The organism is Kribbella yunnanensis (assembly GCF_039529655.1).
GTDB classification, from domain to species: Bacteria; Actinomycetota; Actinomycetes; order Propionibacteriales; family Kribbellaceae; genus Kribbella; species Kribbella yunnanensis.
In genome coordinates, this window is the sequence record NZ_BAAANF010000011.1 from 26,513 (window position 1) to 41,713 (window position 15,201).

General features: G+C 67.7%; 15 protein-coding genes and 1 tRNA gene. 9 read left to right on the forward strand and 7 right to left on the reverse strand.

Translation table 11 applies throughout. The annotated features are described in order from the left end of the window. Positions 1–330: 330 nt before the first annotated feature. The 3 genes from ABD231_RS17110 to ABD231_RS17120 form a co-directional block, all read right to left on the reverse strand. Positions 331–404: transfer RNA gene (locus ABD231_RS17110), tRNA-Val, on the reverse strand. Positions 405–428: 24 nt separating this feature from the next. Next, positions 429–884, reverse strand: a complete 456-nt coding sequence (locus ABD231_RS17115) for a peroxiredoxin (RefSeq protein WP_344152190.1) — start codon at positions 882–884, stop codon at positions 429–431. A 1-nt stretch (position 885) separates the two neighbouring features. Continuing rightward, positions 886–1,326, reverse strand: coding sequence for a DUF3052 domain-containing protein (locus tag ABD231_RS17120; RefSeq protein ID WP_344152193.1), 441 nt, complete (start codon positions 1,324–1,326; stop codon positions 886–888). A gap of 254 nt (positions 1,327–1,580) precedes the next feature. On the opposite strand from ABD231_RS17120, the gene aceE reads away from it, so the two are divergent. Continuing rightward, positions 1,581–4,352: a pyruvate dehydrogenase (acetyl-transferring), homodimeric type gene (aceE, locus tag ABD231_RS17125; RefSeq protein WP_425554185.1), complete on the forward strand. Its 2,772-nt coding sequence runs from the start codon at positions 1,581–1,583 to the stop codon at positions 4,350–4,352. A 202-nt stretch (positions 4,353–4,554) separates the two neighbouring features. On the opposite strand, the gene sfnG is transcribed toward aceE, so the two are convergent. The 3 genes from sfnG to ABD231_RS42170 form a co-directional block, all read right to left on the reverse strand. Then, positions 4,555–5,667: a dimethylsulfone monooxygenase SfnG gene (sfnG, locus tag ABD231_RS17130; protein WP_344152196.1), complete on the reverse strand. Its 1,113-nt coding sequence runs from the start codon at positions 5,665–5,667 to the stop codon at positions 4,555–4,557. Next, a complete protein-coding gene (locus ABD231_RS17135) occupies positions 5,667–6,884 on the reverse strand; it encodes an acyl-CoA dehydrogenase family protein (RefSeq protein WP_344152199.1) in 1,218 nt (405 codons plus the stop codon). Before ABD231_RS17135 ends, sfnG begins: the two co-directional genes overlap by 1 nt. A gap of 64 nt (positions 6,885–6,948) precedes the next feature. Further along, positions 6,949–7,020, reverse strand: coding sequence for a putative leader peptide (locus ABD231_RS42170; protein ID WP_355465572.1), 72 nt, complete (start codon positions 7,018–7,020; stop codon positions 6,949–6,951). A gap of 80 nt (positions 7,021–7,100) precedes the next feature. Here ABD231_RS42170 and ABD231_RS17140 point away from each other — a divergent pair, with 80 nt between their 5' ends. The 8 genes from ABD231_RS17140 to ABD231_RS17175 all read left to right on the forward strand — a co-directional run bounded on the left by ABD231_RS17140 (position 7,101) and on the right by ABD231_RS17175 (position 13,912). Further along, entirely contained in the window at positions 7,101–7,622 is a 522-nt protein-coding gene (locus ABD231_RS17140; RefSeq protein WP_344152202.1) for a GNAT family N-acetyltransferase, read from the forward strand. A 101-nt stretch (positions 7,623–7,723) separates the two neighbouring features. Continuing rightward, entirely contained in the window at positions 7,724–8,770 is a 1,047-nt protein-coding gene (locus ABD231_RS17145) for a Gfo/Idh/MocA family protein (protein ID WP_344152205.1), read from the forward strand. After that, entirely contained in the window at positions 8,767–9,498 is a 732-nt protein-coding gene (locus ABD231_RS17150; RefSeq protein ID WP_344152208.1) for a creatininase family protein, read from the forward strand. Before ABD231_RS17145 ends, ABD231_RS17150 begins: the two co-directional genes overlap by 4 nt. Continuing rightward, positions 9,495–10,253, forward strand: coding sequence for an amidohydrolase family protein (locus ABD231_RS17155; RefSeq protein WP_344152211.1), 759 nt, complete (start codon positions 9,495–9,497; stop codon positions 10,251–10,253). The genes ABD231_RS17150 and ABD231_RS17155 overlap by 4 nt, the downstream gene beginning before the upstream one ends. Further along, the gene (locus tag ABD231_RS17160; RefSeq protein ID WP_344152214.1) at positions 10,250–11,335 is read left to right on the forward strand and encodes a mandelate racemase/muconate lactonizing enzyme family protein; all 1,086 of its coding nucleotides are present in this window, start codon (positions 10,250–10,252) and stop codon (positions 11,333–11,335) included. The genes ABD231_RS17155 and ABD231_RS17160 overlap by 4 nt, the downstream gene beginning before the upstream one ends. Further along, on the forward strand, positions 11,332–12,207 hold the full coding sequence (locus tag ABD231_RS17165) for an amidohydrolase family protein (protein WP_344152217.1): 876 nt from the start codon (positions 11,332–11,334) through the stop codon (positions 12,205–12,207). Before ABD231_RS17160 ends, ABD231_RS17165 begins: the two co-directional genes overlap by 4 nt. Then, positions 12,204–12,938, forward strand: a complete 735-nt coding sequence (locus ABD231_RS17170; RefSeq protein ID WP_344152220.1) for an amidohydrolase family protein — start codon at positions 12,204–12,206, stop codon at positions 12,936–12,938. The genes ABD231_RS17165 and ABD231_RS17170 overlap by 4 nt, the downstream gene beginning before the upstream one ends. A gap of 17 nt (positions 12,939–12,955) precedes the next feature. Continuing rightward, complete coding sequence (locus ABD231_RS17175; RefSeq protein ID WP_344152222.1) at positions 12,956–13,912, forward strand: dihydrodipicolinate synthase family protein; 957 nt, start codon at positions 12,956–12,958, stop codon at positions 13,910–13,912. A 26-nt stretch (positions 13,913–13,938) separates the two neighbouring features. Here the strand turns inward: ABD231_RS17175 and hisD are convergent, their stop codons facing one another. Then, positions 13,939–15,201 (reverse strand): histidinol dehydrogenase, encoded by a 1,263-nt coding sequence (hisD, locus tag ABD231_RS17180; protein ID WP_344152225.1) that lies wholly within the window; start codon positions 15,199–15,201, stop codon positions 13,939–13,941.

Sequence of the window (15,201 nt, forward strand, 5' to 3'; positions counted from 1 at the left end):
CGTGCCGACCGACAGCCGTGAACCCTACCAGCCGTCCCGGCCCCAGCAGCAGCCCGTTCCAGCAGCAAAGAGTTAAGAATTCCACGACCCGCCGACACCGAACACAACGAGTGGCGAAGACATCAGATACGCCCCCGACACCAAACCGTGAACACACACGACGGGGGCACCGAAACGCGGCGCCCAGCCGCCCGCCAGGCCGACGCGAAGCGAGGCCGAGGGGGTGCGGGTGGCGAAGCCCCCGCCCGTGGCAAGCGAAGCGCAGCCGCACAACACGACGAAGGCGAGGCGTTCGCGCTTTGCGCGAACACACCTCGCCCATCGACTTCGTGGGCTGTGAGGGACTCGAACCCCCGACCCCCTCGGTGTAAACGAGGTGCTCTAACCAACTGAGCTAACAGCCCTTGCGACGGCAAACCGTATCACTGTCAGGACCTCAGACCTGCCAGGGCCTCGGCATAGTCGTCCGGATTTCGTGCTTCCGGCATCGCGTTGACGACCGACCAGCGGATCACTCCGGAACCGTCGATCACGAAGGTGGCTCGGCGGGCGCAGCCTCGGTCGGGGTCGAAGGCGCCGTACGACGAGGCGATGGCGCCGTGCGGCCAGAAGTCGGTGAGCAGGCTGAAGCCGAGCCGCTCGGCATCGGAGTAGGCCCGCAGGGTGAACATCGGGTCGCAGGAGATCGCCAGGAAATCGGCGGCCGCCAGCAGGTCCGGGCGGTCCCGTAGCGCCGTCAGCTCACTCGTGCAGACCCCGCTGAAGGCGTACGGATAGAAGACCAGTACGACGGGACGCCCGGCGTACTGGTCGAGCCGGATCTCCGCGCCGTGCTGGTCGCGGGTGCTGAAGTCGGGGGCCCGGGTGCCGACAGCAGCCGTCACCTCAGCCCCGGCGACCCGACTTCGGAACCACCAGTTTGGTCGCCGACCAGTCGTCGGTGACGCTCAGCGTGCTCGTGGTGGACAGCCCGGCGGTCGGAGCGGCCTCGGCGATCTCGCTGCCCTCGACGTACCCGTCCCGGCCGACCTTGGGCGTCATCAGCCAGACGACTCCGCCCGCCTTCAGGTCGGTGAGGATCTCGAAGAAGGCGTCGACCAGGTCGCCGTCCTCCTCGCGGAACCAGAGCAGGACGACGTCGACCACCTCATCGGTGTCCTCGTCCACGAACTCTTCACCGGTGACTGCCCGGATCGCATCCCGCAGGTCGTCGTCGCAGTCGTCGTCGTAGCCGATCTCCTGCACGATCCAGCCGGCCTCCAGGCCGAGCCGGGCCGCCATGTTCGGCTGCTCCTTACCGTCCGCGTGGTCCGCGGTCGCGCTCACGTGTCCTCCTCGGTGATCCCCGTCGGAGCGGGGGTATGCGTCAGTAGCAGTAGTCCATCGTGACCTACCGCGTCGCGCAAGTATGCACGAGGTATCCGTGACGTGTCCGGTATCCGCGCGGCGGGTACTGTCCGTGTCCGCTCAGATCACGCTCCGGCAACCGTATTCTCGCGCGAGAGGAGACCGAAGTAGAACGCATTCCGAACAGGTGACAGGATTGCGGTGAAGACAACCAGAGAGAACGGCAGGACACCGTGGCTTCCGGACACGAACCACCAGCCATCATCACCGAGGGGATGCCCACCCAGCTCCCCGACATCGACCCCGACGAGACACGTGAGTGGGTCGAGTCGCTCGACGCCGTGCTGGACGAACGCGGCAAGGCGCGAGCGCGCTACCTGATGCTCAAGCTGATCGAGCGAGCCCGGGAGCGACAGGTCGGAGTGCCCGCCCTGCGGAGCACCGACTACATCAACTCGATCCCGCCCGAGCGTGAGCCGTGGTTCCCCGGCGACGAGCACATCGAGCGCCGGATCCGGGCCTTCATCCGGTGGAACGCCGCGGTGATGGTGAGCAAGGCGAACCGCAAGGGGCTCGAGGTAGGCGGTCACATCGCCACCTACCAGTCCGCGGCCAGCCTGTACGAGGTCGGTTTCAACCACTTCTTCCGCGGCAAGGACCACCCGGGCGGCGGTGACCAGGTCTTCATCCAGGGGCACGCCTCCCCCGGTATGTACGCCCGCGCGTTCCTCGAGGGCCGGCTCACCGCCGACCAGCTCGACGGATTCCGGCAGGAGGTGTCGCGCGGCCCGCACAAGGGTCTGTCGTCGTACCCGCACCCCCGCCTGATGCCGGACTTCTGGGAGTACCCGACCGTCTCGATGGGTCTGGCCGCCCTGGACTCGATCTACCAGGCGCGCTTCAACCGGTACATGCACCACCGCGGCATCAAGGACACCAGCGACCAGCACGTCTGGACGTTCCTGGGTGACGGCGAGATGGGCGAGCCGGAGTCGCTCGGCGCGATCGGCCTGGCCGCCCGCGAGGAGCTCGACAACCTCACCTTCGTGATCAACTGCAACCTGCAGCAGCTGGACGGTCCGGTCCGTGGAAACGGCAAGGTCATCCAGGAGCTGGAGGCGTTCTTCCGCGGTGCGGGCTGGAATGTCATCAAGGTGGTCTGGGGCCGCGAGTGGGATGCGCTGCTCGCGCAGGACCACGACGGCGCGCTGGTGAACAAGATGAACACCACGCCGGACGGCCAGTTCCAGACCTACTCGGTCGAGTCCGGGGACTACATCCGGAACAACTTCTTCGGCGGCGACCAGCGGCTGAAGCAGATGGTCAAGAACCTGTCCGACGACGACCTGCGCAAGCTGCCCCGCGGTGGGCACGACTACCGCAAGGTCTACGCAGCCTTCAAGAGCGCCAAGGAGCACGTCGGCCAGCCGACCGTGATCCTGGCCCAGACCGTCAAGGGCTGGACGATCGAGGCGCTGGAGGGCCGCAACGCGACCCACCAGATGAAGAAGCTGACCTCGGACGACCTGAAGACCTTCCGCGACCGGCTCTACCTGCCGATCGAGGACAAGGACCTCGAGGACGCCTACAACCCGCCGTACTTCCACCCCGGCAAGGACTCGCCGGAGTACCAGTACATGATGGAGCGGCGGTCCCAGCTCGGCGGCTTCCTGCCCGAGCGGCGGGTGCAGCCGAAGACGCTGAAGCTGCCTGGTGACGCGGTGTACAAGCCGCTCAGCAAGGGCAACGAGAAGACCCCGGTGGCGACCACGATGGCGCTCGTCCGGCTCTTCCGGGACCTGATGAAGGACCCGGAGATCGGGCACCGGATCGTCCCGATCGCGCCCGACGAGTACCGCACGTTCGGGATGGACTCGATGTTCCCGACGGCCAAGATCTACAACCCGCACGGGCAGACCTACGAGGCCGTCGACCGCAACCTGTTGCTGGCCTACAAGGAGGCCTCGGCCGGTCAGCTGCTGCACGAGGGCATCAGCGAGGCCGGTGCGATGGGTTCGATGATCGCGGCCGGTACGGCGTATGCCACGCACGGCGAGCCGATGATCCCGTTCTACATCTTCTACTCGATGTTCGGCTTCCAGCGGACCGGTGACTCGCTCTGGGCGCTCGGCGACCAGCTCGGCCGCGGTTTCGTGGTCGGCGCCACCGCCGGCCGGACGACGCTGACGGGTGAGGGTCTGCAGCACGCGGACGGTCACTCGCCGCTGCTCGCCTCGTCGAACCCGGCGGCCGTGCACTACGACCCCGCGTTCGCCTACGAGGTCGCGCACATCGTCAAGGACGGCCTGCGCCGGATGTACGGCTACGGGCTGGACAAGGACAAGCCGTACGGCGAGGACATCTTCTACTACCTCACCGTCTACAACGAGCCGGTCGCGCAGCCGGCCGAGCCCAAGGATCTGGACGTCGCGGCGCTGCTCAAGGGCATGTACCGCTTCGAGGAGTACCAGACCGCCGCGGGTGACGACGTACCGCGCATCCAGCTGCTCGGCTCGGGTGTCGCGCTGCCGTGGATCCGCAAGGCCCAGCAGATTCTCGCCGAGGAGTACTCGGTGGCCGCCGACATCTGGTCGGTGACCTCGTGGAACGAGCTGCGCCGGGACGCGATCGCGGCCGAGGAGCACAACCTGCTGCACCCGGACGAGCCGGAGCAGGTGCCGTTCATCACCGAGCAGCTCAAGGACACCAAGGGTCCGGTCGTCGCGGTCAGCGACTTCATGCGCGCCGTACAGGACCAGATCTCCCGCTGGGTGCCGAACGACTACACCTCGCTCGGTACCGACGGCTGGGGCCTGGCCGACACCCGGGCCGCGGCCCGGCGGCACTTCCAGGTCGACGCCGAGTCGGTCGTCGTCGCAGCCCTGCAGATCCTCGCCAAGCGCGGTGACGTCAAGCCGGAGGTCGCGGCCGAGGCGGCCCGCAAGTACCGGATCGACGACCCGACCGCGGTCGCCGGCGTGAAGCAGGAAGGCGCCGGCGCCTGATCGCCGCTTAGCACCGTAACGAGAGGGTCCACCCCGCCCCGGGCTGGACCCTCTCGTCATGTGGTGCGCCGATCGGTCGGTGGGCCGATCGGCAAGGGTGCGGCCGGGCCTGGTGACCCCGGCCGAACCCGTTCCTGGGACCGGTACGACGCCGCCGCTGGCGACTGTGGGCGGCAACGTCGTCCGGCCGTACCGCGGGTCGTCAGACCGCCGCGAGTTCCAGTTCTGCGTTGCGCTCGGCGGCTTCCAGTTCGCGGACCAAGGGGAGGACGCGAGCCCCGAAGTACTCGATCTCCTCCTGGAAGTGCAGGAAGCCGCCGAGGATCAGGTCGACCCCGCGGCGCCGGTAGGCGACGATGCGTTCGGCGATCTGTTCCGGCGTACCGATCAGCTGCGACCGGAAGCCGTCGTTGTACTGGACCAGGTCCTCGAACGACGAGTCCGCCCACATGCCCTTGCCATCCGGCGCTGACCGGCCGGCCTGGGTCACGGCGTCCCGGAACCCTTCGACGGCAGGTTTGTTGGCCTTGGCAACGATCTCGCGCAGGACGTCCCGGGCTTCCTTCTCGGTGTCCCGGGCGATGATGAACCCGTTCAGCCCGAACCGCACCTCGCGACCGCCGACGTCGGCCGCACTTCGCCGTACGTCGAGGAGTTGTTCGGTGACGCCGTCGAAGTCCTTGCCGTTCGAGAAGTACCAGTCGGAGTGCTTCCCCGCGTTGTCGCGAGCCGCGGTCGAGTTGCCGCCCTGGAACAGCTCCGGTACGACGCCTGGTTTCGGCTTCAGCGTGAAGTCGCGGATCCGGTAGAAGTCACCGGCGAACTCCACGTTGTCCTCGGTCCACAACTTGCGCAGTACCTGCAGGAACTCGGCCGACCGCCGATACCGCTCGTCGTGTTCCAGCCACGGTTCACCCAACGCGGTGAACTCGCCCTTGAACCACCCGCTGACCACGTTCACCGCGAACCGCCCACCTGAAAGGTGGTCCGCGGTGGCACCGAACTTCGCCAGTACGCCGGGCTGCCACAGCCCGGGATGAACCGCGGCAATGACCTTCAGCCGCTCGGTCGCCAGCAGCAGCGCCAGACTGAAACTCGTCGATTCGTGCTGGAACTCGGCACCGTAGCTCGCCGTGTAGCGCACTTGGCTGAGCGCGTACTCGAACCCGACCCGCTCGGCCGTCTGAGCCAGCTTCTTGTTGTACTCGAAGTCCCAGCTCGTCCGTTGCTCGATGTCACTGGTGACGAGCCCACCGCTGACGTTGGGAACCCAGTAGGCGAACTTGACCTCGTCCGCGACGCGTTCGGTCGACATCAGCTGTACCAGGTCGGCTCGGGCAGTTCGCCGACGAGCAGGTGCCGGCCGACTTCGCGCCGCTTGTACGCCACTGGGTCATGCAAGGTGTGGGTCCGGACGTTCCGCCAGAACCGGTCGAGTCCTTCGATCGTGGCGGTCGACCGTGCGCCGGTGACCTCGAAGATCCGGCTGGTCACTTCCAGCGCGACTTCGGTGGCGCGCGCCTTGACCGCAGCCACCCGCACCTCGTGCTCACCACGCTGCTGCTCAGTCACCTCCCAGGCGTTTTCGTGGATGATCTGACCTTCTAGCGCGACCGCGTCGGCCAGCGCTTCGACAGCCCACAGTTTCGACTGCAGGTCGCCGTACGCGTCGATGACGGCGGGTTCGTCGACCGCGGACGCATGACCGCCGTGCAGCCAGGAGCGGCTCTTCTCGCGGGTGTAGGTGATCGCGGTCTCGAGCGCGCCGCGGGCGATGCCGAGGTAGAAGTTCACGAAGACCAGTTGGATGGTCGGGACGTTCAGCGTGTTATAGACGCGTGGCTGGAAGGTCTTGCCGACGAACCCGGCCGCCTGGTCCCAGCCGACGCGGACGTGGTTGAGGCTGACGCTGCCGCTCTCGGTCAGCCGTTGGCCGATGTTGTCCCAGTCGTCGTGGAACGTCAGGCCTTCGATATCGGACGGCACGATGACGAAGACATGGTTGCCACTGTCGAGCAGCGTGCCTTCGAGCACCGTCACATCGGAGACCTTGCTACCGGTCGAGAAGCTCTTCCGGCCACTGAAGCTGATGGTGTCGCCTTCGTCGGTGACGACCACATCCGCGTCTCGTGGGTTCACTGCTCCACCGAAGAACCACTTGGCCGTCGTGGCCTGCTCCTCGACCGCGGCGATCTGTTCCTTGGTCCCGACCAGCCGCGCGGCCCAGAACCAGAGCAGGTGGTACCCGAGCAGCTGACCGATCGACCCGTCGGCCGTCGCGACCGTCCGGATGACCTGGTACGCCGTCGGCCACGTCTGACCGCCGCCACCATGTTCGGCCGGGCCGAGCAGCGTGACGAGACCGGAGTCCTTGAGCAACTGAACTTCGTCGTACGGCGTGGCGCCGGCGCGATCGCGTTCCGCCGCGTCGACGGCGAGAATCGCGGCCACTTCGGCGGCCCGCTGGATCCACTCCTGCGGGGTGGACGGGGTGATTTCGGACAGGGCAGGGCGAAGCGATGAGGTTGACATGGGTCTGAAACTCCTTGTTTCCCAGGGGATTCCGGATGGGGTGGGGTGAGGCCGGCCGCTGGAATCAACACGCCTGGGAGGCGACGCGCAGCAGGTCGATGTGGCGGCGCTGCACCAGGATCAACTCGCGAGTCATAGTCCTATTGTCGACTGACTAAGTAGACATTCGTCAACAAGCCCGTGGCGCGTCTCAACCGGTGGACCTAACCTCGAGCCATGCCTGAGTTGATCGCGCCGGACGCGGCGCTGCAGCAGTCCTGGCTGGAGTCGCTCGCCGAGTGGGGAACCGCCACGCAGGACGGATCCGGGAACTACCAGGAGTTCGACGTCCACAGCGCCGAGGGGTTCGCCGCCTGGGTCAAGCACCTGTGGGCGCGGAGCGACCCGAGTACGCCGATGAAGCCGGGATTCGTGCACGCGACGCACTGGTGGATCGTCGAGGACGGTGAGTACCTCGGCGCGATCACGTTGCGGCACAGCCTGACCGACAAGCTGCTCGAGGGCGGTGGACACGTCGGGTACGGCGTTCGCCCGTCGGCTCGGGGTCGCGGGCTCGCGGGGTGGGCGCTCGGCGAGGTCGTGAAGCACGCGCGGGAGCGTGGTCTGGAGCGCGTCATGGTGAGCTGCGACGACGCCAACCTCGCGTCGGCCAAGACGATCGAACGCAACGGCGGTGTCCTGGAAGACGTCCGCGAGACCTGGCTGGGAACCACCCGCCGGTACTGGATCACCACCTGACTGGTCTACGCGAAGTCGCGCGCCGACATTGCCGGACGGCGGCTTAACCCATTAAACTTCAGAACTCAGAAACTATCTACGAGATTTCGAAGGATGAAGCGATGCGGGTGGCGCTCGTGGGACTCGGAGACATCGGTCTCTCCGCACACCTACCTGCCCTCCAAAAACACCCCGCAATAGAACTCGTCCAGTTGATAGATCCGAACCCCACCCGCCGAGCAGCAGTCGCGGGGTTGGGGATCCCAGCCACCGCCGATTTCAACCCGAGCGCGGTTGTGGGAGGGGAATGGATCGAGGGCCCCGAAGCTGGATCCCGGGGCGGGGCGCTGGGTGGGGCGCGAGGCGCGGAGGCCGGCCCCCTTGCGGTTGATGGGGTGGTGCTCGCCACTCCCCCGTGGATTACCCCTCAGCTGACCATCGATTGCGTGCGGGCGGGGTTGTTCGTGCTGGCGGAGAAGCCGGTGGCTACTTCGGTTGACGCTGCGGGGGTTTATGGGGAGCTCAGCGCGGACGAGCGGGGGCGGGTGCAGGTGGGGCTCACGTACCGGCATGATCCGGCGATCGGGCAGCTCGCGACCTGGATCGTGGATGGGACGCTGGGTGAGACCGTGCTGGTTCGCGCGCACATCTACGACGAAGCGTTCCGCCCGGACGACACCGAGCACACCGCGCGCATCACCGCCACGCTCGAACACGGCCCGCCGGTGGTCCACGAGGGCGCGCATGTGTTCGACTGGCTGACTTACCTGCTCAACGGCCAACCGACCGTTGAGGACGCTTGGGCGGTGCACACCCGCCCCGGCCTCCCCGCGCCGAACCTCACAGGCGCCCGGCTGGCCTACCCGGGCGGCCACCAGGCCCTGGTCGAGTTCGGGTGGTTCACCGGCGCACTCCCCCGGTGCGAACTGACCGTCCTCGGTGACCGCGGGCTCGCCGTACTGGACGGGTTCGGCTTCGACCTCACGTTGACGACAGCGGAGGGCGAGAAGGTGGTCCGCTTCCCCGGCGACCGGATGACGCGCTGCTTCGACCGGCAGCTCGACCGGTTTGTTGCCCTCTACAACGGAACCCGCGCAGCCGAACCGTCGCTCGACGACGGGCTCGCCGCGCTCCACACCGCCCAGCTGATCGCAGGGAAAACCACATGACCCTCAAACACTGGCACCGCACCAACCGCTCCGAGCTGAACGAGCTGTTGCCTGAGGCAATCGTCATTCTCCCGATCGGCGCCACCGAACAACACGGCCCGCACCTCGCGACCGGCACCGACTGGATGCTCGCCGAAGCCGTCACCCACCAGGCCGCCAACCTCATCCACGACCGCGCCCAACGCCCACTCGTCCTCGCACCAGCCCTCCCGTACGGCGCCTCCGACCACCACCTGCCGTTCGGCGGCACGCTGTCACTCACCCCAGAAACCCTCCTCGCCGTGCTGCGAGACCTCACCCGCTCGCTCGCCGCATCAGGCGGCCGCAGACTGCTCCTGGTCAACGGCCACGGCGGCAACATCGGCGTCTGTCACGCAGCCGCCGCAGCGGCGGCCAGCCGGTACGACGTCAATGTCGCGCACGTCGACTATTGGCGCCTAGCCCGGGACACCGGCGACACCCCGCTCCCCGGTCACGCCGGCACCTTCGAGACCGCGCTCATGCTGGCCCAGGACGAAGGCCTGGTCGCAGAACGCCACCCGCGCCCCGATCCCCCGAGCACTCCTGCAATCGACGACGTACAGCTGCACACCGCCGAGAGTTGGCGGCGGATCGACGGCTATACCGACCACCCGGAGCGCGCCGATGCCGAGACCGGCCGCGCCTGGTTCGATCAACTCGCGACCGCCCTCGGTGATCGCATTCTCGAACTTGCGGAGGCGCTGTGATCGACTTCCACACCCACACACCGGCGTGGGAAACGTCGACCTGGCTGGGCGGTGCTGCCTTCGGCGCGGACGAGTTCGTCGCGTTCATGGACTCCGCCGGTATCGAGCAAGCGGTCGTCCTCAGCCACGACGGCTTGTTCGACCCAACCCCGGAGTCGAACGACGCGCTCGCCGAGTTCGTCCACAAGTACCCGAACCGCCTGACCGGCTTCGGAACCGTCGCCGTCCGCCGCAAGACCGCCGTACAGGAAGCCGAGCGGATGGTCGGCGAGCTAGGCCTGCGCGGGCTCAAACTGCACCCCTGGCTACAGGGTTTCAGCATGCATGAACGCGTGCTGGATCCGATCTGCGAGGTGATCACCTCGGTCGGCGGCGTTCTCCTCAGCCACGACGGCACCCCGCCGTACTCGACCGCCGGTCAGATCGCCGCCCTCGCCCGCCGGCACCCGAAGCTGCGCGTCGTCCTCGGTCACGGCGGCCTGCACGACCTCTGGCGCGAATCGCTCGCAATGACCCAGGAGACCGAGAACCTCTACCTCTGCCTGTGCGGAACCCCGCCGTACGCCGCCCGTCGCATCCTCGCCGAAGCCCCGCCGCACAAGGTCCTCTTCGGCACCGACGCCGGCCTGTCCGACAAAGCCAGCCAGGACTACGCGGTCGCCCGGGTCAAGGAGATCGACGGCTGGGGCATCACCGACGCCCAACGCCAAGCCATGCTCATCGACAACCCCCGCCGCCTCCTGGAAAAGCCATGATCGCAGCGATCCAAACCGCAAAGATCAGCCTGGAAGCCGATCCTGAGCTACTGGTCCGCGGTGCCCGAGGCGCGCACGACCGCTCAGACTTCCTGCTCGTCCGCGTCATCACCAGCGACGGCATCGAGGGGTACGGCGAAGTCAGCGCCACCCCACTGTGGTCAGGTGAGGACGGTACCTCCGCCGACCACTTCATCCGGACTGTGCTCGCCCCGGCCCTGATCGGCACACCACTCACCCCGGTAGGCGCAGCCGACGACCTGATGGACAAGGTCCTGCACGGCAACCCGTTCACCAAGGCCGGCGTCTCGATTGCGTTGTGGGACGCGTTCGCACGCACCCTCGGCGTACCGCTGGCCGTTGCACTCGGCGGCGCCTACCGCACCGAGATCCCGATCAAGCTCTCGCTGTCCGGCGACGGCGAACACCTCGAACGGGCGTACCAAGCCGCGACCACAGCAGGGTTCGGCGCCTTCAAGGTGAAGGTTGGCGTCGGCAACGACCTGCAGCGGGTACGCCAGGCCCGCCAACTCGTCGGCGACGCGTTCCTCGGCACAGACGCGAACGGCGGCTGGTCACGCGCCGACGCCACCCGCCTCATCCCCGAACTCGCCGCCCTGAACGTCGACTTCGTCGAGCAACCGCTGGAGCCCCGCGACCTGCGAGGTCTCCACGAGCTACGACAACTAGGTCTCCCGGTCATCGCCGACGAGTCGGTCTTCGGCCTCCACGACCTCGTCGACGTGATCGAGGCTCGCGCCGCCGACGTCATCAGCCTGTACGTCGGCAAGTCCGCCGGCCCCGGTCGCGCCGTACAGATGGGTCAACTCGCGACCGCGCACGGGCTCGACGTACTGATCGGCTCGAACGGCGAACTGGGGATCGGCGCCGCGGCCCAGCTGCACGTCGCGGCCGCGTTGCCCCGGCTGTCGGCGTACCCGAGCGACATCATCGGCGCCCACTACTACACCGAAGACGTGTTGGAGAAACCGCTCGACAGTGACGGCCGGCTGGTCCGGTTGAGCGGTGAACCCGGCCTGGGAGTGACCTTGCGAGCCGACCTGTTGCGGGAGTTCCGATGATCGTCGATGTCCACGCGCACACTCCGACCCACCGCGACGCGGTCCCGGACGACGAGCGCCAGGTGTATACGAACTGGCGCAACGACCGGCCGGTGGTGACCACCAACACCTGGGCCGAGTACGACGAGGCGATGGCGGCGGCCGACGTGTCGATCGTGTTCAACATCGCCGTCGACGACCCGGTGGCCGCGACCGGGCTGCCGTATCCGCCGGAGCGCTGCAACGACAACACGATCGAGTTCGTCCGGGACAATCCGTCCAAACGGATCGGTTTCATGTCGGTGAACCCGACCGTTTTCGGCGCGTTCGACGAAGCCGATCGTTGCCGCGAGCAAGGTCTGGTCGGCGTGAAGCTCGGCCCGAACTACCAGAACTTCGACCCACTCGGCGAACATGCGCTGGCGTTCTACGACTACTGCCAGACGCATGGCCTGCCGATCCTCTTCCATTCCGGCGCATCCCCGATCCGCGAAGCCCCGCTGCGCTACACCTATCCGCTCGTCACCGACGAGATCGCGCTGCGGTACCCGGAGCTGCGGATCGTGATGGCGCACATGGGTCACCCGTGGAGCCGCGAGACGGTCGTGACGATCCGCAAACACCCGCATGTGTACGCCGATGTCTCGTCGATCTACCTGCGTCCGTGGGTGCTCTACCAATCGCTGATCAACGCCGTCGAGTGGGGCGCGGCCGGCAAACTGCTGCTCGGATCGGACTTCCCGATCGCGAACACCGGTGAAGCGATCGCCGGCCTGCGCACGGTCAACGACATGCTCGAAGGAACGAAGCTGCCGCGCGTTCCGGACGAGGTCATCGAGGGGATCATCCATGCCGACGCCCTCGGCAACCTTGGTTTGAAGGTGCCCTCGTGATCATCGACGCGCACTGCAGGATCGGAGACGGTCGCGAGGTCTCGTTGAAGCCGGCCGATCTGATCACCGCGATGGATGCCCTGGGCATCGATCGCGCCATGGTCGCGCCCGGCGAACGCTGCACCGCCTACGACAACCGCGAAGGCAACGAGCTCACGACCACTGCCGCCGTACAGTCGGACGGCCGCCTGCTCGCCTACGCGGTCGCCAACCCGTGGCGCGGCCGAGCAGCCGTCGACGAACTCGACCGAGCCCGCGACGCCGGAGCCGTGGCGCTGGCTGTCGACTCGATCCTGCAGGGGTTCGACCTGCTCGACGGACTCCTCGATCCGCTGCTTGACTTCGCCACCGAGGCCGGCTGGTTCGTCTACGTCCGGACCGGTACGCCGGCCACCGCGCTCCCGCTCCCCCTGGCCACCCTCGCCCGGCGCCGGCCGGAGCTGCCGGTGCTGATGGGCAAGAGCGGCGCGACCGACTTCTGGATCGACGCCGTCCCCGCCCTGCTGCACGCCCCCAACCTGTACGGCGATACGTCGTACGCACCGTGGGACACCGTGCTGAACGGTTTCCTGACCGAGCCCGGGATAGGGGCCGGCCGGTTGGTGTTCTCGACCGATTCGCCGTACACGGTGCCGTTCGCCGAAGTCGACCGGATCCGCGACTGGCCGATCGCCGACGACCAGAAGTCCGCCGTGTTCGGCGGCAACCTCGCCCGGCTGCTCGCCCGGTGACCTTCAAGGAGGACGACATGGCCACCACAGCAATCGGGTCCGAGCGACCCACCGACGCTTCACTCCTGGTCCGCGGGGTCTCCCCCGTGCTCGAGGTCCCGTTCACCGCTGATGGTGAGGTCGACTACGCCGGCTTCGAGCGGGTCGTCGGGTACGTGCTGTCGACCGGCGTCACCAGCGTGATGTTCCCCGGGTTCGCCTCGGAGTTCCACAAACTGTCCGAGGCCGAACGGCGGAAGCTCACCGGGATCCTGCTGTCGCACACGCGCGACCGCGATGACGTGGCCGCGGTGGTCGCCGTACAGGATCATGCGACGCGGCTGGCGGCGTTGCGTGCGATGGAGTCGGTGGAGGCCGGGGCCGACCTGATCAACCTGCTGCCGCCGCACTTCCTGTCGCCGTCGCGCAACGCGCTGGCCGATCACGTGCGCACGGTGCTGACCGCGATCGACCCGATCCCGATGGTGCTGCAGTACGCGCCGAGCGAGACCGGCACCAGCCTCGACGCCGACCTGCTGCGTTCGATCGCGCAAGACCACCCGAACCTCCGCCTGGTGAAGGTCGAGTCAAGCCCGCCCGGCCCACTGATCGCCGAGCTAGCCGCCGGTACGCCGTCCCTCGCAGCCCTGGAGGGGTACGCCGGGGTCCAGCTGCCCGACGCGATCCGCCGGGGCGCGGTCGGCACTCAGCCGGGTTGCTCGCTCACCGAGGTCTACGTGGAGATCTGGCGCCGTTTCGCCACCGGTGACGAGGCCGGCGGCGTCGAACTGCATCGCCGCCTGCTCCCGTACATCTCGTACTGGATGCTCGACACCGAACGCATCATCGCCGCCGAGAAACTCATCTCCGTCCGCCGCGGCCTCTTCGAGTCCCCCTACTGTCGCGAACCCGCCCACCACCTGGACCCCGAAGAGATCCACATGGTCGACCGAGCCCTGGCCGAGTTCGCCGACCTCCTCCCCCACCTCGGATGATCGATACCTCTGAGGAGCCTCAGGGGTCAGGGCAGGCGGAGGCGGGCGGTGAGGGCGTGGCCGTACATGAGTTCGGCGTCGGCGATGGCGGCGGTCGAGGGCGCGATTACGCGTGCGCCTCCTGGGGTTAGGCGCTGGTAGGTGACGGTCTTGAGGAACTTGCCGACCCAGAGTCCGCCGGTGTAGCGCGCGGCGCGGCCGGTGGGTAGCACGTGGTTCGTGCCGATCGACTTGTCGGAGAACGCGACCGTCGACTCGGGGCCGATGAACAGCGAGCCGTAGTTGCGCAGGTTGGCCGCGTACCAGTCGTCGTCGCTCGTCTGGACTTCGAGGTGCTCGGGGGCATAAGCGTCCGACACCTCGACGGCTTCTTCGCGGGACTCGCAGACCACGACCGTGCCGTGCTCACGCCAGGCGGCTCCGGCGACCTCGACCGTCGGCCAGTCGCCGGCCAACCAGCGGTCGACCTCCGCGATCACCGCCGTACCGAAGTCATGTGAGGTGGTGACGAGCAACGCCGGGCTGTTGAAACCGTGCTCAGCCTGGCCGAGCAGATCGGCGGCGACCAGTCGCGGGTCGGCGGTCTCGTCGGCGATCACCGCGACCTCGGTCGGTCCGGCGAGCAGGTCGATGCCGACGGTTCCGAACAGCTGCCGCTTCGCTTCCGCGACGTACGCGTTCCCGGCACCGACGACCAGGTCGACCGGGGCGACGTCCTCGACGCCGAAGGCGAGTGCAGCAAAGGCCTGTACGCCGCCCAGGCAGAGGATGACGTCCGCCCCGGCGAGGTTCATCGTGTAGAGCTGCGGACCGTAGATGCCCTGGCCGTCCCGCGGCGGCGCGACCGCGACCACCGTGTCGACCCCGGCGACCTTCGGCACGGTCACGGTCATGATCGACGACGCGATCAACGGATACCGGCCACCCGGCGAGTACGAACCGACCTTGGCAACCGGCAGATGCCGATGCCCCAGTACGACGCCCGGCAGCGTCTCGACCTCAAGATCCTGCAACGTGTCCCGCTGCGCCCGCGCGAACCGCTCGACCTGGTTCCGCGCGAACTCCAACTGTCCCGCGAGCTCGTCGTCAACCGTCTCCGCGGCAGCCTTGATCTGCTCCACCGGTACGACGAAAGTCGGCGGCTCCCAGCCGTCCAGCTGCGCCGACCACCGGCGGATCGCCGGCTCGCCCTCGTGCTCCACCTCGCGAAGGATCCGGCTGACGGTGTCGATCACCTCCTGCTGCCGCTCGACCTGCTGCGGCCAACCGGTCTTGAGGTGCTCGGCCAT